The sequence below is a fragment of the Dyella koreensis genome (assembly GCF_044904565.1).
Classification (GTDB): Bacteria; Pseudomonadota; Gammaproteobacteria; order Xanthomonadales; family Rhodanobacteraceae; genus Dyella_D; species Dyella_D koreensis.
Genome location: NZ_JADIKD010000012.1, coordinates 571,217 through 590,827, shown reverse-complemented (window position 1 = coordinate 590,827; position 19,611 = coordinate 571,217). Strand labels below are relative to the sequence as shown.

Below are 19,611 nucleotides of genomic sequence, written 5' to 3'. Positions count from 1 at the left end.
AGCGACCATGGACCTCATTCTCTTGCAACCCGGCGATGCATCGATCTTCGGCGGCCCCAACGGCTGGAAGGGCGGCGGCAGCCTGATCGACGACCAGTGGCGCGACGAGGTGCTCAAGCTCGGGCAATGCCTGGAGCTGGTCTCCGTACACCAGGGCATGAAGCAGCAGATCACCACCGACGTGAGCAACTCGGCGCGCACCTCGGGCCGCCCGATCATTACCGAGTTCACTTGCGTGAAGTACGTGGACAAGACCTCGGTAAAGTTCTACGAGTACTGCCTGCGCGCCATGCCGCTGGGCAAGGGCGACAAGAATCCGACCAAGATCTACATCGCGCGCAACTCCGGCGAGAAGACCGCCAACATCCTCACCATCGAGCTGCGTGACGCGATCATCAGCGAGATCCAGTTCCAGTCCAATCCGGACGACATGCCGACCGAGCAGTTCAAGCTCAACTTCACCGAAGTGCTGTGGACCTACACGGTGCAGGAGGCGGACATGAACACCTCGGGCAACCTGGCATCCGGCTGGTCTATCGCGCGCAATCGTCCGATCGGTCAGTTCACGAGCTGAAGCCATCGATAGCGAGACGCGGGGCGGGGGAGAAGGTGGCGTGCAATTCCTGATGGAGCGGCTGATCAACCGTAGCGAGCCGGACATGGGGCGGGCACCGCCGTTCGATCCGATGGCGGCGGTGGCGGCGCAGATTCAGCGCATCGTGGAATGCCGTCCCTACGTGGCGGCGAGCAGTGCGCGTGTCTGTGACTTCGGCATGCCGCCGATTGTCGACACCGGGATCGGCCTGCCGGAGCACGAGCGCTACGGCGCGCGCCTGCTGGCCGCGATCGCCCGCTTCGAGCCGCGCCTGTGCGCACCCCGGCTGGAATGGCTGGCGACTGGCCAATCCATCCGGCCGTATGCGCTGGTGGTGCACGGTAGCGTGCAGATTGAAGCCGAGCCCAGCGCATTCCGTTTCGAACTGCCTTATTCGGATGACCTGGCATGAATGCCGATGCGCCCCGCCTGAAGATGTGGTTCGAGCAAGAGCTGGCGTCGCTGCGCGACGAGGCGGCGGAGTTCGGGGCGTCCTTCCCGGCCATCGCCAAAGAACTCGAGCTCAGCGGCGGGCGCAGCAGCGATCCTCATGTGGAGATGCTGGTGCAGTCCTTCGCCTGGATGGCGGGCCGGCTGCGCTACCAGCTGGAAATCGACCAGGCCGTGTTGCCCAACGCACTGCTCGGTCTTTTGTACCCGCACCTGGAAGCGCCGCTGCCGTCGATGGTGGTGGGCGAGATCGAGGTGCGCCCGGACGGTGCCAACTTCGCGCATGGCGCGACGCTGGAGCGCGGCCGCTACGTCTATGCGCTGGCCACCAACGAACTCGGCCAGCAGGTGCGCTGCCGCTTCCGCACCTGCTACGACACACCGCTGTGGCCGTTGAAGGTCACCCACATGGAAGCGATGGCGGCAAACGCCTATCCGCTGGACCCGGCCGATACCCGCACCGCTTCCATCCTCAGCGCCACCATCCATTGCATGGGCAAGGAGCCCGTGCATGCCATGAAGATCCCGTTCCTGCGCTTCTGCATCCACGTCGACCACAAACACGCCTATGCGCTGTATGACGCGCTGGCGATGCACCTGGTACGGATGGCGGTGCGCATCCGCGCCACCGGCGAGCTGCGTTATCTCGATGCCGGGCAGCTGCAATGGCGCGGGTTCGACGACAACGAGGCCGTGCTGGGCGCCAATCCACTGACCCATCCGGGCTACCGACTGTTGCAGGAGTACTTCGCGTTTCCACAGAAATTCCTGTTCTTCGACGTGGCTGGCATGGATCTCTCCGGCGTGGACAAGGAGTTCGATCTTCTGTTCCTGCTCGATGTGCCGCCGTCGAAGGACCATTACTACGATCGCCATCTGCTGCGACTCAACTGCCTGCCGCTGATCAACCTGTTTCCGCAGCGTATCGAGCCGTTCGTGCTCGATCAGCGCCAGTACGAATACCGCCTGGTCGCCGACGAGCAAAACCACCGCTACTGCGAGATCTATAGCCTGGAGGAATTGATCTCGATCCGTCCGGATCGCAGCCCGCGGCCCATCGCTCCGTACTTCTCGCTGGACGAGATGCAGCGGCTGGACAAGATCGACTACTTCTACGCCACGCGCCGCGAGGTCAACCAGACCGGCGCCGTGCACGGCACGGAAACCTTCGTATCTTTCCTGGATCCGGAGTTCGATCCGATGCTGCCGGCCGAAGAGATGATCGGCGGCACCGCGCTGTGCACCAATCGCCGGCTGCCGTCGCAGCTGCTGGTGGGCACCGTGTTGTATCTGGAGGGCGCCGGCCCGGTGACCTCGCTGCGCGTGGCTTGCAAGCCCACGCCCAACCAGCCGCCACAGATGGTTGGCGAGCGGCCGTGGGCGCTGGTGTCGCAACTGTGCCTCAACCATCTGTCGCTGGTCGACGGCCAGCGCGGGCCGCCGGTGCTCAAGAACATGCTTCGCCTGCATGTGGGCCCGGCCAGTCTCACCGGCTATCGGCAGATCGACGGACTGCGCGCGATGTCTACCCGCCGTGTGCAGAAACGCATGCCGCGCCGCGAAGCATGGCGTGGCTTTGTCGATTGTCTGCAAGTACGCCTGCAAGTGGACCTGGGCCATTTCGAAGGGGGTAGCGCGGTGCTGTTCGGCAGCGTGCTGCACCGGTTCCTGGCGCTCTACGCGGAGGTCAACACCGTTATCGAACTGATTCTCGAATCTTCCTACCGCCGAGGAGAGCTCAAGTCATGGCCACCCCTGACTGGCGCACAGGTGAGTCTCTAGCCGACCGGCTGCTGCGGCGGCCGGCCAGCTTCGATTTCTTCCAGTGGGTCCGCTTGCAGTCGTGGCCGCGGCAAGACGCGGCCGTGCGCCGCGACGGCGCGCGCGCGGTGTCGGCGCGCCTGCGTTTCCGCGGCGAGATGTCGCCGGTGTTTCCGGGTAGCGAAATCTCGCGTGGACGTCTTCGCACGGAGCACCGCCGCGTGGCGGCGCATCCGCGCCTGGAGCTGTTCGTCGCCAACTTCGCGTTGTCGGGCGTGCTCGGTCCGCTGCCGGACAGCTTCGCCGAGTGGACGCGCCAGCGGCTGGCCGAACGCGACCCGGCGATGGCGGAATTCCTGGACATCTTCAATCACCGGCTCAGCACGCTGCGTTACGAACTGAAGGCGGCCAGCGTGCCGGCCTTCGATGCGGTGCGTCCGGAAGACACACACCTGGCGGAAGCAGCCGGCGCGCTGATGGGGTTGTCGGCGTTCGAAGGAGAGGGCGCAGCGATTCTGGCGCGTCGCGTGCCCTTGCCGCGGCGCGCTTTGCTGGCGCTCTCGGGCCTGGTGGCGAACGGCCGCAAGAGTGCGGCGCAGGCGCAGATCGTGTTGGGCGTGTACTTGCGGGCGCCGGTGAAGGTGGAGGCGCTGGTTGGCGCGTGGCGCGACATTGAAAAGGGTGACCGCACGCTGCTGGGCCAGCGCACGCTGGGCGAGGGCGCGCCGCTCGGGCGCCGGGTCTGGGTGAACCATGCCGCCATCGGCCTGCACATCGGGCCGGTGCCGTACGCACGCCTGTGCCTGCTGCTGCCTGATCGCGCGCATCGGCCGGATGGCGCGCACGACACGCATTTCGGCGACGGCTATCGCGGGCTGGTGGCGATGGTGCATTACCTGTTCGACCGGCACGTCGACGCGGTGGTGTCGATCCAGGTGGACGACGCGGATCTTCCGCCGACGTGGCTGGGCAAGCCGCGCCGCCTCGCGGGCTTCGGCAGCGGTCACGGTCTGCGGCTGGGCCAGACGGGGTGGCTCGACGGGAGTCCGGGCCAACCGCGCTCGGTGAGCTTCACCATCCGTGCCGACGATGTGCAGGAGGCCGCATGAGCGCGTTACCCACCGACACGGCCGGCCGTACCGCGATCCAGCCGATCGGGCATGCGGGACAGTCCGATTCGCCGCTGCTCTACCTGCATTGCGGCATCTCGATGGCGGGCAATCGTTGGCTGGGCGATGAGACCTTCCGGCTGCTGTCCTTCGAAGGACCGGAGTCAGTGTCCGAGCCGTTTGACTTCCAGCTGCAGCTGCGTGGCAACACCGCGCCGAAACTCAATCCGCCACTGAACTTCGACGCACTGATCGGGCGCCCGGTTACGGTCGGCCTGAGCCGTCCGGCGGCGAGCGAGTCGCCAGATGCCGCCGCGCGTTTCGTGCAGGCGTTGCGCACCGGTTCGGCACCGTCGATGACGCTATACAACGGCATCGTCAGCTCGTTCGCCATGGATGAGCCGGGCGTGTATCGCGTCGGCATGAAGCCCGCGCTGTGGAGGTTGAATCTCACCAATCGCTACGCCGTGCACGCACAGATGAGCGTGCGCGACGTGATCGCGGATCTCATGCGAAGGCACTACGTCGACTATTCGCTGGACGCGGTGTCCGGCGAGGACAACATCGCGGTGGCACGTGTGCAGGACTGGCTGCAGGCCGGCGAGAGCGATTACGAATTCCTGCGCCGCATGATGTCCAAGGCGCACATCTATTACTACTTCAAGCACACGGGCAACGGGCACACGGTGGTGTTCGCCAATCGCCCGGCTTATCCGCAGGCCTTCGGGCGTCCGCTGCGCTACACGTACACCGCGATCGACGAGCTGGGCATGCAGCAGGACGACGTGGTGTTCCAGTACAGCTACCAGCAGTCGCTCACCAGCACCGGCGTGAATGGGCGCTTCGCACATCAGGAGAACGCCCCGGATGAGGATCCGGTGCCGACGTTCCAGACCTTTGGCGCGTTCACTCCGGCCGACCCGGGCGAGCTGCCGTTCAATCAATACCGCACCTACCAGTACGGCATGAGCAGCGGCACGGTGCGTGAGTATGTGCGTACCACGGCATCGAGCATGGTGGGTTCGTCGCGACAGCTATCCGGCGCCAGTACGTGCTCTGGGTTCCATGTGGGCTGCCAGTTCACCCTGCGCGGCGACATGGCCGAAGGGGTGTCGCCCGCGCCGGTGCGTCCCTCACTGGAGAACAAGGCCTTTGTGCTGAGCAAGGTCACGCACAAGGCCAGTGCGGACGGCGGCTACACCAACGAGTTCGAGGCCACCGACGCGGCGGCGATGCTCACCGCGTTCTCGGTGCAGGACACGCAGCAGGGCGGCATCCTGGCCAAGGTGGTGGATGTGGCCGGGCGCGGGCCGACCGACTGGCGCTATTACGAGCCGGCCAATTTCGATCCCGCCACCAGCCGGCTGCGCGACACGCAAGCAGCGCCGCCCAATCTGTTGGCCAAAGGCGTCTACGTGCAGTTCTCCAGTCCCGGCGCGCCTGCCGAGCCGGTGTGGGTGAAGCTGTCGGCGAGCATGAACTCCGTGCCGGAGATTGGCTCCACCGTGCTGGTGACGCGCGCCAGCGACGAATCAGAGCTGCCGGAGGTACAGCAGCTCATCGCGCCCAACGGCAGCCTGGTGGTGACACCTTCGGGCTGGACCGCTAACACCCACGTCGGCAGCAATTACTCCACCAGTTACGGCGATGGACAGAGCATCCGCTTCGGCTTGCACTCGGCCTACGACCTGGACCACGCGGTGGGCATCGTCAACGGCAGCTACGAGAGCGGGCAGTATCGCGATACCAGTTATTCGCAAGGTGCCAGCTACAGCTACTCGACTTCCGAAAATGGCGCCGCCGGCTTGCTCAGCCGTTCCGAGTCCTACGGCAGCACCTACAGCACCATGGAAGCGGCCGAGACGTGGAGCAAGAGCACGATCGGCACCACCACCAGCTACAGCACGATCACCGGCGACACCTTCGCTGAGGACGAGGTGGCGGGCACGGCCACGCGCATCACCACGCAGAATGTGGTGAACAACGTCACCACCACCGCCATGCAAAGCAGTGTCAGCACGACCGGCATGAACAACGCGGTGGATACGGTAGGCATGACCACCTCCATGTCCACCACCGGCCGCAGCGCGGGCGTCTCGCTCACCGGCTTGGCCGACCAGGTATCGCTGACCGGCGTGCGTAACGAGACCTCGGTGACTGGCAAGAGCGAAAGCACGTCGGTGACCGGCATCTCACAGCAGATTTCGGCGACCGGCAGCAGCGACACAACCTCGGCCACCGGCGCCAGCAGCCAGATCGGCATCACCGGCACCAGTACCAACATCAACGTGACCGGCAGCAGTACCGACATCGGCGTCGTGGGCAGTACCACACGCATCAACGTCACCGGTAGCAGCATGGGCATATCGGTCACCGGCGAAAGCACCGACGTCAGCGTGACGGGCGGCGAAACGCGGGTGGGCGTCCACGGCTCGTCCACCTCGGTGGACATCACCGGCGTGGGTACGTCGGTGACGCTCGCCGCCGCGCGCATCTCGCTGGACATCGTTGGCCTGAGCGTGTCGATCCCGGTGGTCTACATCTACGTATGAGGCGCGCATGAAGATCGTCAAACCGATGACTCTCGGCCTGATGCACCGCCCGTATCGCTGGCAGGGCAGGGATCGTCTGCTGGTAGCGACGCTGAGTTTCTTTGCGCTGGGCGGGCGCCCCGAGACGTTGCTGCGCGACAATCTGCAATGGCGCAAGGTGATGTCGGCGCTGCCGCCCGGGCGTCCGCTGGATGAGCTGATGCCCAAGGCGCGCGGCGAAGTGCTGCTCGCCGGCAGCGCTTACGCGGCGCATGGCCTCGCAGTCACCGAACAGGCCGTGCGTCTGGCGGTGGGCGGCGTGGACAAGCGGCTGCGTGTGGTCGGCGACCGCCAATGGATGTACGGCATGCTGCCGTGGCTGCAAGTCACCGAGCCGCTGCCGTTCACGCAGATGCCATTGACCTGGGCGCGCGCCTACGGCGGCGCCGGGCATCCGGCCAATCCCGAAGGGCGCGGCTATGCGCGCAACCCGCTGGCGGCGTTGTTCGGACGCAATCACGGCGACATGCCCAACATCGAGGATCCGCGCCGGCCCGTGCGTGCGCCACGCCGCCGCTACGCGCCTGCCGGCTTTGGCCAGTTGGACGTGGGCTGGATGCCGCGGCGGCAATGGATCGGCAGTTATGGGCGGCGCTGGCGCAGCGAGTCATATCCGGGTCTGGCCGACGACACGCATGCGGAGTTCTTCAATGCCGCGCCGCCTGATCAGCGTATCGATGGCTTCTTCGTTGGCGGCGAATCCTACCGCCTGGAAGGCATGCATCCGCGGCTGCCCGTGATCGAAGGCTTCCTGCCGGAGTTCCGTCCACGCGCGTTCGCTCATCGCGCCGGCCAGCCGGCGGATGCGGCGGAGGAAGTCGCGCTGTGGTTCGACACGGTGTGGTTCTTCCCTGACGCGGAACTGGGTGTGGCGATCCACCGCGGCGAGATCGGCGTGGAAGACAGCCTCGCGCTGGATGTGGAAGCGCTGATGGTGGCCTATGAGCACGCTGCCGATGCACCACAGTCGTTGTCGCATTACGGCGAAGTACTCGCGCTGCGGCTCAATCGCGATACCGCCGCGCGCCACGTTTTCAACGAAGCGCAGCTGACCCCGGAGCCCGACGCCGCGCTGCGCGCTGCGCGGCACGCCGAGGCGCAGGAAGAACAGGAGCGCCGCCTCGCTGCGCGAGCGGCGCGCGAAGCTGGCCTGGCCGCGGAGTTCGAGGCATCGACGGGCATGCCCGCGCCGCCACCGCCGCCGCGTCCGATGGCGGTGGAATTGCCGGGTCCCGGCGAAGCCGCGATTCGCCGCGGCGATTTCGACCTTGGCGGCATGCTCGACGCAGCCGACCGCCTGGGCCGCGAGGCTCGCGGACAGGCGCAGGCGCGGCGCGACGAAGCCGCCGAGCTGCTCGCTCAACTGTCCGAATTGCCGCCTGCCGCGGCGACCACCATCGAGGAGGCGCTGGCGCGCGCGGCAGGACGTGCCGGCGCGATGGGCGCGATGAGTGAATTCGGTGCCGTGGCGGGGGTGCCGCCAGTGGCGGTGGAGCAGATCCACGAATTGCAGCGCAAAGGACGGCTGGCCTCGCCGCAGCCGAGCGTGTCGGGTTTGCCGTTGCAACCGGAAGTGGCCACCGCGATCGGGCAATGGTTGCTGTTGCGCGTGCGCGAGGGAGGCTCTTTGCGCGGCTGTGATCTCGCCGGCGCGGACTTGCGCGGCGCCATGCTCTCTGGCGCGGATTTGCGCGGTGCCTTGCTGGAAGCTTCCGACTTGCGCGGCGCGCAGCTCGATGGCGCCGACCTCAGCGAAGTGGCGCTGACCGGCGCCGCGCTGGACGCGGCCAACTGCGCCGCCGCGTGTTTCGACGGCGCCAATCTCGCCAGCACCCGTGCGCGCGACACGGTGTTCCGCGGTGCCAGCTTCGCCGGCACGCAGGCGGGGGAGGCCGACTGGCGCGGCGCCGATCTTGCCGGTGCGCGCTTCGAGCGCTGGATCGCGCCGAACATCGTGCTGGAGGGCGCCAATCTCGAACACACCACACTGGCCGATTGCGTGCTGCTGCACGCCAAGGCCGACGGCAGCCGCTGGGCGCACGCCACGTGGCAGCGCACGGTCGCGCTGGGTTCCAGTTTCGCCGGTAGCGACTGGCGCGAGGCCGCGTTGACCCGCAGCGTTCTGATGGAATGTCGCCTGACCGACAGCCATTGGGCCGGCGCGGATCTCAGTCGTGTGCAGGGTGGAGGCGGCGCGGATTGGTCACGCGCCGACCTGCAGCGTGTGCGCGCGGAGCAAAGCAGCTGGCGTGGCGCAAACCTGGCCGACGCGAACCTCGCCGAGGGGCAATTCCGCGAATGCGATTTCAGCGGCGCGCGCCTGCACCACGCCGTGCTGGAGCGGGCGCTGTTCTACCGCTCGTTATTCATGGGCGGCGAGCTTGGCGGCTGCCACGCGGAGGCGGCGGACTTCTACCAGGCCATGTGTCGCCGCGCGGACTTCCGTGAGGCCGACCTGCGCGAGGCGAACTTTGTGCAAGCCGAATGCGCCGAGGCGCGCTTCGATCATGCGCGACTGGATGGTGTGCGCCTTGAGCCAGGGCGGAGGTTGCCATGAGCGCTGCCGCCATCAGTTGGGATGACGTCGCCTATCTGCAGCGCCTCGGGCGTCCTCTCCACGGCGTGGATCTGGATGGGCTCGACGGCACCGGACGCACGCTCGACAAACTGGTCCTCAATCAGGTGACGTGGCGCGGCGCGCGCCTGCGCGGCAGCCGTCTGCAGCACGTGACGTTCGTCGACTGCGACTTGCGCGAGGCGGATTTCGGCGACGCGGCGCTGGAAGGCTGCAGCTTCACGCGCTGCCGGCTGCCCGGTTCTTGCTGGGAGGGCGCGTCCTTGCAGCAGTGTGCGTTCGCGTTGACCGACCTGTCGGCGTCGGCGTGGACGAAGGCCGAGATCGCCTTGTCTGCTTTCACTCAGGCGGATCTGCGCGGGGCGGTCTTCGCGCACGCAGTCCTGCATCGCACGGTCGCCACGCAATGCGAGCTGGCCGGCCTGGGGCTGGCCCACGCCACATTGGCGCAGGCGGTCATTCCCGAGGCGGACTTCCGCACTATCGACGTGCGCGGGCTGGTGGCGCAGGCGGCCGTCTTGCAGGGCAGCCGTTTCGACGGCATGGACCTGCGCGGTCTGGTGCTGCAGCGCTGCCTGCTGGAAAGCGCGAATTTCACCGACGCGCGTCTGGACGGCGCCGATCTGCGCGAAGCGAATCTGCGCAAGGCCGTGCTGGCTCGCACCAGTTTGCGAGAAGCGAAACTGGATAGTGCCTTGCTGCTCGAATCGCAGTGGATCGATGTGGACGCGGCCGGTCTTGCCTGCGCAGGTGCACTGTTTCAGTCCGCCGATCTGCAAAGGGTGTCGCTGGCCGGTGCGCAGGCCACTGGCAGCGTGTGGGATCACGCGCGACTGGTCGATGTGGATTTCGATCAGGCCGTGCTGGCCTATGCGCGCTTCGATCATGCCGCCGGCGAGTGCGTCCGTTTCCGCCACGCGCGATTGGACCATGCCAGCTTCCACAACACCCGCTTCGCCGATGTCGATATGCACGCGGCGCACACCCGCCGCATGCGCGGCACCTCGTCGCCCCGCCTCGTCGCCGAGGCCCGCGCCCTTGCCCTGGAGACGCCATGATGTTCGCCACCCGCTCAGCCAAATCCACCCAGCCCGCGGTCGTCCAGGCCGCGCCTGCATGGTTCGAGGCCATCATCCACGCCGCTGCGGGTCGCGACACCTGGCGTCTCGACGACGGTCGTTCGGCCAGGCAGGCCGTGTCCTGCCTAGTCATGCCACAGCCAGGGGACCGCGTGCTGCTGGTGGGCACGGCTGACGGCGAATGCTTTGTGCTGCACGTATTGGCGCGCGCCGATGGCGGGCGGGCCACGCTGGCGGTGCCAGGCGCGGACGCGCTATCCATCCGTCAGGCGGAGGTGGATATCGCCGCCACGCGCACCATCGCGTTGCGCGCGGCGGGCGACGTGGAAGTGACAGCGGTGCAGGGGGTACTCACGCTCAACGCGCGGCAGCTGTTCGCCAGTGCCGCCGAGTCGCTGGTGCACACCGCGCATACCTATGTCACCCAGGTGGAGCAGTTCCTGCTCGATGCGCGCCAGTTCTTAAGGCTGCACGGCGAGCAAGCCATGATCACCGCGCGGCAGGACGCGAAGATCGACGCTGAGCGCATCAGTCTGGGATGAGTCCATGTTCGTCAATACCAACCTCGGCGTACTCAACCTGGCGTTTCCGGACGTGTGCTTCGTGCCGGTGCTTGGCGTGCCCACGCCGATGCCGTTTCCCAATATCGCGTTGTCTTTCGCCGACGTGCCCGCGCAATTCCAGGTGATCGTCGGCGGCGGGTTGGCGGAAAACCTGATCACCGTCGGCGCCATCAGCAACGGCGATCAGCCGGGTGCAGAGGGCGGGGTGGTCTCGCATCTGTTCATGGGGCCGTTCCGTTCGCTGCTGGGCAGCTTCAAGGTGTTCATGGGCGGCATTCCCTGCACGCACATGCTGGGCCTGGTGGGGCAGAACGGCCTGCTGCCCAACATGGTGGGCGTGTCGCTGACGCCGGCGCAGGTCACCGTGATGGTGATGAGCTGATGCGCGGCCACCTTGCCCATGCGGTGGCGCTCGCTGTCCTGCTGGTCGGGCTGGCCGGCTGCGGCGCGGTGAACAAACTGCTTGGCCGTACACCGGCCACCACGCTGTCGAGCGTGCGCGTGGCGGCGCCGCCGGGTGCCAATCTCAATTCGGCGGTGCAGCTGGACATCGTGTTTCTGTACGACACCGCCAGCGTCGCGATGCTGCCCCAGACCGGCCCGGAGTGGTTCGGGCAGAAGACCGCGCTGCTCAACGGCATGGGCCAGGCCATTGATGTGGTGCATCTGGAGGTGCCGCCGGCGCAAGTCATCGATCCGGTGCCGCTGCCCAAGCGCGCGGGCAAAGCGGTGGGTGTCTATGCGTACGCGAACTACCTGACCAAGGAGGGGCAGGCGCGCGCCGACCTCACCAAGTTCCGCCGCGCCGTGGTGTGGCTGGTCGCCACCCAGGTTTCCGTGACCGAACAGCCGTAGGACATGCCATGAACGCCATCGACGACGCTGCCGACACCTTGCCCGAGCCGGTCTCCTGGTCGGAGGGCATGCTGCTGTCGCCGCATCATTTCCAGCAGAACGACATCTACTGGAACAACCTGCTGCACCGGCGGCTGACAATGCTGCAGCCGTATGCCTGGGGCGTGCTGGACATGGCGCTCGATCCCACGGAGCTGACCCGGGGGCGTGTGGTATTCCAGCGCCTGCGCTGCGTGATGACCGACGGGCTGGTGATCGACTATCCCGGCTATTTCGCTCCGGCCGCGCTGTCGCTGGACCTGAGCGGCAACGACTGGAATCAGCAGAAGCAGGTGCGGGTGCATCTGCGCGTTCCGGTGCGCGGCAAGGGGGCCGCCAGCGATATCGGCGACATGCAGCGCTACACCATCGAGCGCGGCAACCTGGAGGCGGACGAAAACACTGGCAAGGACGAGATCACCGTCGACCGCATGCGGCCGAAGTTGAGCCTCGTGGCTGGCGATAGCGTGGCCAAGAGTTATTGCTCGGTGCCCTTGCTGGAGTTGTATGGCGATTCGCGCGGCGTGCATCTGGCTCCGTTCCATCCGCCGATGCTGTGCGTCGGCGCTTCCGCTTTCCAGGGCGAGGCCAGCCTGCAGCGTTCGCTGTCGGCGCTGTCGGAGTTGCTGTGGCAGAAATACCGGGAGCTGCTCGGCGTGCGCCTGGACGACCGCGGCCAACCGCGCCTGGACAGCGAGACGAGCGCGCAGGTGCAGGCGGCTCGTCATCTGGTGATGGCCTTGCCGGCATTCGATGTGATGCTGCAGTCGGTCAATACGCATCCGGCGGACCTGTACCTGGGGCTGTCGCAGTTGGTCGGCTTCGTGGCCGCCACACCGGGTGCGCCGCCGCCGCCGGTGCTGGGCGCTTATGACCATGGCGACTGCCTGCCGGGTTTTACGCGGGCTATTGCCTACGTGCGCGATCAATTGAACCGGCTCAACGCCAACTATCGCGTGCTGGAGTTCCAGCGCGTCGGCGCATCGGGGTTCCGCATCCAGCTGCCGCGCGGTATCGACACCGGCAAACTGCTGATCGAGCTCACCCCGCGCGCCGGACAGAACGCGGCCACGCTCACTCAGTGGCTGGGCAGTGCGCGCATGGCCAACGAAGAGCTGATCTACCTGTTGGTGCGGCGACGTTATCCCGGCGCGACAGTGAAGGAGGCGACGCCTGCACAGGTGGCCGCGCTCAACCTTCGTCCCGGCGCGTTCGTCTATGAGATGGACAACGCCACGATCGAGGGTGAGGACGGTAGTTCGCGGCCGCTGATCAGCGAAGGCCACACCTTTGTCATTCTTGGCGAGCCGGACGAGCAGGTGCCGGCGGCGATCACGCTCTACCTGCCGCGCGAAGGAGCCCCGTCGCGTCCATGAGCGCGAACGCCGCCGCCGCCAACTTTTTGCTCGGGCGCTTCGCGGCGTTTTACGAGGAAGTCGCGCGGATCAAGCTCGCCATCCTCAAGGGCGAGCTGATTCGGCTGCTGCAGCCGGACAATCCCCACGCGGAGATGGAACCGCACCAGATGACCGAACGCATCGCGCGCCGGCTGCTGGCCGTGCTGGACCGGCAATCGCGCGATGTGCAGGCGGCGGCGACCAGCGCGGAACTGGAGGCCTACCGGAACGCGCGCTACGCGATGGTGGCGCTGGCCGACGAGATCTTCATCCTCGAACTCACCTGGCCAGGCGCCGAACACTGGCCCGAGCACCTGCTCGAATACACGGTCGAGCGCACGCGCGTGGCCGGGCGCCGGTTCTTCGCCCTGGTCGAGGATCTGATGGGCGCGGGCGAACGCACGTCGCTGGACGCGGATCTCGCCGCAGTGTTGCTGCTTGCCTTGCAGTTGGGCTTCCAGGGTATGTACCGCGGTCCGGAGGGACGGCAGAAGCTGCGCCAGTACCGCGCGCGGCTGTATCCGCTGGCGAGTGGACGCAAGCTCGGCAGCGTCGAGGCGCACGCCTTCCCGCAGGCCTACGACTACACGGTAGTGTCTGATCGCGATAACACGCGCATTGCGCTGGCGCCCTGGCTGCGCGCCGCCGCCTATGGTGCGATCGGTTACCTGGTGTTGTCCTCGCTGGTGTGGCTGCTCCTGACCTGGTCGCTGCTCGATGCGATCAACGGGGCGGTATGAATCCCGTCGCCGCGCCAGCCCATGCATCCACCGCAAGCGCCGCAAACGCAGGCGGCGGTTTCGATCCGTTGTTTCTGGCGCTGGCGGCGCTGGCCGCGGTCGCTTTCCTGCTGATCGCCTGGCTGATGTGGCGAGCGCGTTCGAAAGCGATCGCTGCGCGTCCTGCCGAGAGCCGTGAAAAGCAGGGGCGCTGGGTGCGTTTTCGCGATGGTGTGAAGCGGCGTTACGCGGTGGTCGGGCGCGCGCTGCGCTATCTGTGGGCGCACCGCGACTGGCGCTACCGCAGCTCGTGGTTGTTGCTGATGGGCTTTCCCGGCGACGGCAAGAGCAGCCTCGCCGCTTCAGTGCCCGAGGAGTTGCAGCGCGCCGCGCGTCAGCGCGAGACCAAACAGGAAACCTATCTGAGCCAGGCCGTGCCCAACAGCCAGTGGCTGTTCCTGGAGAAAGGCATCCTGATCGATCCGGACAGCGTGCTGGGCGAACCGTTCAAGACGAATGCCGGCGCCGCCGTCGTCGCTGGAGCCAGCCCGGCCGACGCGCGCTGGAGCGAGATGCTGGCCGACATCGACAGCTTGCGCCCGGACCGTGCGCTGGACGGGATCGTCTGGGTGATTTCCGCCGAACGGCTGTGCGCGGCAACGGCGGAACAGCGTGCAACGCTGGGCCGTCAGGCGTACGCCTGCATCCACGAACTGCAGGACACGTTCGCCTACGCGCTGCCGGTGTACGTGGTGTTCAGCCACTGCGACACCATTCCCGGCTTCGACGGCTTCTGGCGCACGCAGGATCCGCGCCTGCGCAGCCAGATCGTTGGCTGGTCCAGTCCTACCCTCGACGACAACGGCCTGCCGGCCGACTGGGTGCCCAAGGCGTTCGACAAGGTCATCGATGGCCTGCGCAGCCTGGTGCTGGAGGCGGCGACCAGCAAGGATCATATCGACGACGTCGACGGGTTCTTTCTGTTCCCGCAGTACATGCGCAGCCTGCAGGCACCGGCACTGGATTTCCTCGCCACGTTGTTCAAGACCAACGTATACGAGACGCGCTCGTTCTGCCGCGGCCTCTATTTCGCCGGTGTGGTGGGGGCGAGTGACCTGCCGGAGGTGGCGGGGACACGCAAGGATGTGTCCTTCATCGAGGGATTCATTCGCGACAAGGCGTTGGCCGAGCAGCGTCTTGCGCAACGCACGCAGAAAGGATTGCTGGCGCGCAACCGGTTGATCCGGCGCCTGCAACTGTGCCTGATCGGCATCGCGATGGCTCTCGCGATCGCGATGCCATGGAGCGCGGCGCAGGTGAATCGCCACGCGCAGGGACTGCGCGACACGCTCATCAATATTTCGCTCAACAGCAAGACGCTGGCCCAGCATGGCTGCCTGGACCAGGAGCGCATCTACAAGCTGGTGGCGCAGATCACGTTGCTGAGCGAGAACACGCGCTACGCGGCTATTCCGCTGTCATGGGTGGATCGCCGCATCCAGAGCGGCGTCACCGATGTGGTATCGAAGAATGCGCTGCAGCAGGTGATCTTGCCGGCGATGGCGTGCAAGCTGACGCAGAAGATCGACGCGCTGTCGGCGGCGACGCTCAAGTTATCGGAGAACGCGGCGACGCCGGACACGGCTTATGCCGACTACCAGAAGCAGCTCAAGCAGCAGCTGACCGAGCTGTCCGCGCTGGAAGACAACCTGCAACGTTTCGCCCGCATCGCGCAGACCGGCATGGTTGCGCGGCGCGGCGTGCTGGTGGATTTCGGCGCGCTGGCCGAATACCTCTACGGCAGTCCGCTGCCGGCGGATACCGTCAAGCGCGACAGCCCGCTGGGCGACGCGCTGGTGGCCGCGCACTACGCGAACCTGCCGTCCATCTCGGTCGAAATGCGCGAACGCCTGGGCAAGCAGTTCGAGCGCATGGCCGCCCAGGCCGAGAGCGATCTGCTGCGCCGCGCCGCGGAAGGGGTGTCGCTGCTGGCGTCGTTGCAAGAAGGCAAGCCACCGCTGCTGGACAATTTGCGCAGCTTCAACAGCTGGTTGAGCTGGGTGCACAACCGTTGGTTGCTGAGTACGCCGGCGGACAACCCGTGCACGCGCATGGGCGACGAAATCACGCCAGGCATCGAGGACCTGGTCAAGCACCATCGCTACGACCCGAGCCTGCGCAACACATTGAGCTATTTCGACGAGGAGAGCTGCTACCAGCCGGCGGTGGACAGCCTGCGCAGCGCCACCCTGGCGCCGTACGGCGCGCTGTTCGTGATCAATCCCTCCAATCGTCGGCTGGAAGGCATTAGTCCTGGTCTGGGGCGCGAAGTCGGTGGCCTGCGTGACTTGGCCTCTACCGCCTTCATGCAGATCAAGTCACCGATGCTGTACAGCTGCAACGGTGCCGCCGGCGGATGGCGGTCGAGCACTTTCGATGCGGTATTGGCCCAGTTGCGCGAGTACCAGGAATTTGCCAGTCGCGAACGGCTGGGGCAGGTGGGCGTCGCCAGCGACCAGCCGCTCTACGAGCGCCTGGCGCGCGCCCAACTGCAGTTGGCGCTGCAGGATAGTCTGGCGCGTAATCAGCGCGGGCAGGTGCAGGTGATGGATACCGGTCTGGATGCCTCCTCGCAGCTGGACCGCGAGCTGTCCGAGGAGAGCTCCGACCTGTCCGCGGCGATCGATCCGCTGCTGCAATCACAGCAGCGCATGCGCCAGCTGGGCTTTGGCAGTCTCGCGAACGAAGTGGGCCAGTGTGCGCAGAACTACGCATCCAGCATGCTGCTGGATGCGTCGTCGCTGGCCTCGGCCAGCCATTTATACGATCCGCCTTTGCCCATCGGCGACGACAACACGCCGCTGTTCGACCTTGGCACGGTGCCCGTGTTGCAGGGCTACCTCGATCGCCAGATGCAGCGCGTGCAAGTGCTGTCGCGTTACGCCGCGCCGTTCGTCACGCTGCTCAAGCAGACACAGGGCATCAACAACAGTCAGCGCATCAACACCCAGGTTGATGTGTACTGGGGTGGCACCATCAGCGAGTTGAATCGCGCGGTGCAGTTCGCCGATCCGGCCGGACAAGTCGCACACCTCAATGATTTCTTCCTCAAGCAGCTGGCCAATCTCACCTACGCCAACTGCGAGGCAACGCTGGCTGCGTACGCGTCGCCAGCGCCGGGCAACGATCTGTTTTCCTCGCGGCGCGGGGAGATGGAGAAACTCGCCAAGGCCGCTTGCTCGGGACGCGGCCAGTCGAGTTCGGATCTCCACTACGCGCGCATCGGCATGCTGTTCAACAGCCAGCTGGCGGGACGCTATCCGTTCGGGCCAACCGATTCGCGCGAGGTGTCGCCAGCGGTGGTCAAGGCGTTCTTCGTCTACTACGCCAAGGAAAAGCCGGAGCTCAAGACGTGGCTTGAGCACGCGAGCGGCGCGCGCGCGGCAAAAATGAAAGCCTTCCTCGATCAGCTCGATGCGGTGGAAACATTCTTCGCCGGCACCTTGTCCGCGCAGCCGCAAAGCCTGCCGATCCAGGTGAAGGTGGGCTTCCGCGCCTTGCCCGATCGCTCGCCGATCAGCAATCAATTGATCGGCTGGACCTTGCATGCGGGCGGCGCCCAGGGCGCGGCCTGGCCCGGCGCGGACGACAGTTTCGCGTGGAGCGTGGGCACACCGCTGTCGCTGGATCTGCAGTGGGCTGATCGCTCGCGCTACATGCCGCTTCCCGATGCCGCGCAACCGGACCTGCGCAGCAGCGGCTACCACGCGATATTCGAGACCGGTGGTTCGTGGGCCCTGTTGCGCTGGATGGATGCGCGCGGCACGCCGGCGGAGACTGGGGCGCTGGATGCGGCGCAGCGTCTGTTGCGCTTCCGGGTGCCTGTGCTGGACAGCAACGCCGCGTCCGGCGGTGGCAAGGCGAACGACCAGGCCGATCTGTACCTGACCTTGAAACTTTCCGGCACCGATGCGGCCACCAAGGCGCCGGTGCCGTTGGAAGCGCCCGCGTTCCCGCGCGAAGCGCCCGTGCTGTGGTGATGTCTGGAGTCGAGCGATGAGCCAGTACGCGCAAGCCAGGATGATGGAGACCGCGCCGACGGAGCAGGCGGCCGCCATCGTCCGCGACGACGGCGGATACTTCGAGCGCCGCCTCGGTTTTTCCTTTGCGCGGTTGCTCGCACCGCTGGATGGGCCGCAGCCGGCCGGCGTGCCGGCGCGCGGCAGCATGGCGTTCCGCATGATCCAGCAGCTGCGGCAGAGCGACGACATGACGCTGCCGATGGGGGCGTGGGCCACCGAACCCCGGCGCGCCAACTGGCCCAAGGTCTCGCAGCTGGCCGCGGGCACGCTCGATACTGTCAGCAAGGATCTACAGCTGGGCGCATGGCTGCTGGAGGCCGAGCTGCAACAGTGCGGCTACGCCGCCCTGGCGCCATGCTTCACGCTGTTGCGCGGCCTGTGCGACGCGTGGTGGGAATCACTGCATCCGCGCGACGACGGCGAGGGCTTCGACGCACGCTGCAATATCGTGCGCTGGATCAACGAGAAGCTGCCTAACACCGTGGCACTGCTGCCCCTGGTGGAAGACGACGAGCACATGGCCAGCTGGTCGCATTGGGAGTTGGCCCATTACCACGAGCGCCTGCGCGCGGTGAACGGCGACCTGCCGGACGAGGCGCAAGAGGCCGCCTCGCTCGAGGACTTGCATGTGCTGCTCGCGCAAGCGGATGCCGCGACGCTGCGCGAACGCCACGCGGTAATCGGCGACGGTCGCGCCGCCATCGATGCATTTGAGCAGGCATTGCGCGAACGGCTGGGCGCGGAGACGCCTTCGCTGAGCAAGCTCGACGAACTGCTTGCCCGTATCGAAGCGCTATTGCGCGGTGAGCTGGCCCGGCGTGGGCCGTCGGTTCTGCCATCCGCGGCATCCGCGTCCGGCGATGAAGCGAATGAAGTCGCCGACGAAGAGGGCGGCGAGTTGCGAAGCATGGCCGACATGCTCGGCGAGCGCGAGCACGCCTATCAAATGCTGGCCGAGATCGGCGAGTACCTGATGCGGATCGAGCCGCACAGTCCGGTGCCGTATCTGATTCGCCGCGCGGTGGCGTGGGGCGGATTGAATGCGGCGGAGTTGTATCGAGAGGTATTTCAAAAAGGAGGAGGGCGCATCGATGTCTTCGATTTGCTTGGAGAGCAAACCGATGCCTGACGTCCGGCCGCAGTTCTATCCAGCGCAAGGGGGATCGCATGCCTAGCCATAATTCCAACTGGACGTGGGCGCCCGTCAAGGAGGGCAACACCACCGTCGGGCGCGTGCGCTACGCCGCTTCCACCGCCCAGGAATACCGCAACTTCAAGACACAGGCCGCGGCGCCGCGAACGAATCGCTTCGGTCATCGCCAGATCAATCATCCCGTCGGCGGCGGCATCAAGAAGGCCTACGTGTCAATGAAATTGCGGCGGCGCATGCCGAATGCGCAACGTGCGGCCCTGGCCGGCGTGAACGTGCTCAATCCCGGCTACAACCCCGCCGGTGCGCACAAGGCGCACCTTGGGCCCGATGTTTTCGGTGGCCCCAGCCGACGGGAAAATCTCGCCAACGAACGGCCGTCCATCAACCTGCGCGGCCACAAGAAGATCGAGAACCGCATCAACCGGCTGATGAAAGCCGTGACCGCGCCGGGCGACACCAGCCCGACGCGCACGCGTGGCGGCCTGGTGGTGGCCGAGGACTACAGCAATACCGGCCAGCCCACCGGTCGCACCTATATGACCAGCATCAAGGACCACACGACCAACACGCGCTCTTACCACAAGCTGACCTTCACCCCTATCTGAGACCGCGCGAATAACACGCGCCATCTCCTGCGAACGTT

At 66.4% G+C, this 19,611-nt stretch carries 15 protein-coding genes; all 15 read left to right on the top strand.

What is annotated here, in order from left to right:
• Positions 1-7: 7 nt before the first annotated feature.
• Genes ISS97_RS17565 through ISS97_RS17495 form a run of 15 tightly spaced genes read left to right on the top strand, consistent with a single transcriptional unit; the run spans position 8 to position 19,573 of the window.
• Entirely contained in the window at positions 8-574 is a 567-nt protein-coding gene (locus tag ISS97_RS17565; RefSeq protein WP_379983300.1) for an Hcp family type VI secretion system effector, read from the top strand.
• Positions 575-614: 40 nt separating this feature from the next.
• Positions 615-1,007: a GPW/gp25 family protein gene (locus tag ISS97_RS17560; protein ID WP_379983301.1), complete on the top strand. Its 393-nt coding sequence runs from the start codon at positions 615-617 to the stop codon at positions 1,005-1,007.
• Positions 1,004-2,827 (top strand): type VI secretion system baseplate subunit TssF, encoded by a 1,824-nt coding sequence (gene tssF / locus ISS97_RS17555; protein WP_379983302.1) that lies wholly within the window; start codon positions 1,004-1,006, stop codon positions 2,825-2,827. Before ISS97_RS17560 ends, tssF begins: the two co-directional genes overlap by 4 nt.
• On the top strand, positions 2,791-3,915 hold the full coding sequence (gene tssG, locus ISS97_RS17550; RefSeq protein ID WP_379983303.1) for a type VI secretion system baseplate subunit TssG: 1,125 nt from the start codon (positions 2,791-2,793) through the stop codon (positions 3,913-3,915). Before tssF ends, tssG begins: the two co-directional genes overlap by 37 nt.
• Positions 3,912-6,467: a contractile injection system protein, VgrG/Pvc8 family gene (locus tag ISS97_RS17545; protein ID WP_379983304.1), complete on the top strand. Its 2,556-nt coding sequence runs from the start codon at positions 3,912-3,914 to the stop codon at positions 6,465-6,467. Before tssG ends, ISS97_RS17545 begins: the two co-directional genes overlap by 4 nt.
• 7 nt (positions 6,468-6,474) lie before the next feature.
• The gene (locus ISS97_RS17540; protein ID WP_379983305.1) at positions 6,475-9,063 is read left to right on the top strand and encodes a DUF2169 domain-containing protein; all 2,589 of its coding nucleotides are present in this window, start codon (positions 6,475-6,477) and stop codon (positions 9,061-9,063) included.
• Positions 9,060-10,139, top strand: coding sequence for a pentapeptide repeat-containing protein (locus ISS97_RS17535; RefSeq protein WP_379983306.1), 1,080 nt, complete (start codon positions 9,060-9,062; stop codon positions 10,137-10,139). The genes ISS97_RS17540 and ISS97_RS17535 overlap by 4 nt, the downstream gene beginning before the upstream one ends.
• Entirely contained in the window at positions 10,136-10,702 is a 567-nt protein-coding gene (locus tag ISS97_RS17530; protein ID WP_379983307.1) for a DUF3540 domain-containing protein, read from the top strand. The genes ISS97_RS17535 and ISS97_RS17530 overlap by 4 nt, the downstream gene beginning before the upstream one ends.
• A gap of 4 nt (positions 10,703-10,706) precedes the next feature.
• Positions 10,707-11,105 carry a DUF4150 domain-containing protein gene (locus ISS97_RS17525; protein WP_379983308.1) on the top strand — a complete coding sequence of 133 codons (399 nt, stop codon included), beginning with the start codon at positions 10,707-10,709 and terminating at the stop codon, positions 11,103-11,105.
• Positions 11,105-11,578, top strand: a complete 474-nt coding sequence (locus ISS97_RS17520) for a hypothetical protein (RefSeq protein ID WP_379983309.1) — start codon at positions 11,105-11,107, stop codon at positions 11,576-11,578. Before ISS97_RS17525 ends, ISS97_RS17520 begins: the two co-directional genes overlap by 1 nt.
• 8 nt (positions 11,579-11,586) lie before the next feature.
• Positions 11,587-12,993 carry a type VI secretion system baseplate subunit TssK gene (gene tssK / locus ISS97_RS17515; protein ID WP_379983310.1) on the top strand — a complete coding sequence of 469 codons (1,407 nt, stop codon included), beginning with the start codon at positions 11,587-11,589 and terminating at the stop codon, positions 12,991-12,993.
• Positions 12,990-13,754 (top strand): DotU family type IV/VI secretion system protein, encoded by a 765-nt coding sequence (locus ISS97_RS17510; protein WP_379983311.1) that lies wholly within the window; start codon positions 12,990-12,992, stop codon positions 13,752-13,754. The genes tssK and ISS97_RS17510 overlap by 4 nt, the downstream gene beginning before the upstream one ends.
• Positions 13,751-17,773, top strand: a complete 4,023-nt coding sequence (locus ISS97_RS17505; RefSeq protein WP_379983312.1) for a type VI secretion system protein — start codon at positions 13,751-13,753, stop codon at positions 17,771-17,773. The genes ISS97_RS17510 and ISS97_RS17505 overlap by 4 nt, the downstream gene beginning before the upstream one ends.
• 16 nt (positions 17,774-17,789) lie before the next feature.
• Positions 17,790-18,944, top strand: a complete 1,155-nt coding sequence (gene tssA / locus ISS97_RS17500) for a type VI secretion system protein TssA (RefSeq protein ID WP_379983313.1) — start codon at positions 17,790-17,792, stop codon at positions 18,942-18,944.
• A 38-nt stretch (positions 18,945-18,982) separates the two neighbouring features.
• The gene (locus tag ISS97_RS17495; RefSeq protein ID WP_379983314.1) at positions 18,983-19,573 is read left to right on the top strand and encodes a hypothetical protein; all 591 of its coding nucleotides are present in this window, start codon (positions 18,983-18,985) and stop codon (positions 19,571-19,573) included.
• Positions 19,574-19,611: the final 38 nt, after the last annotated feature.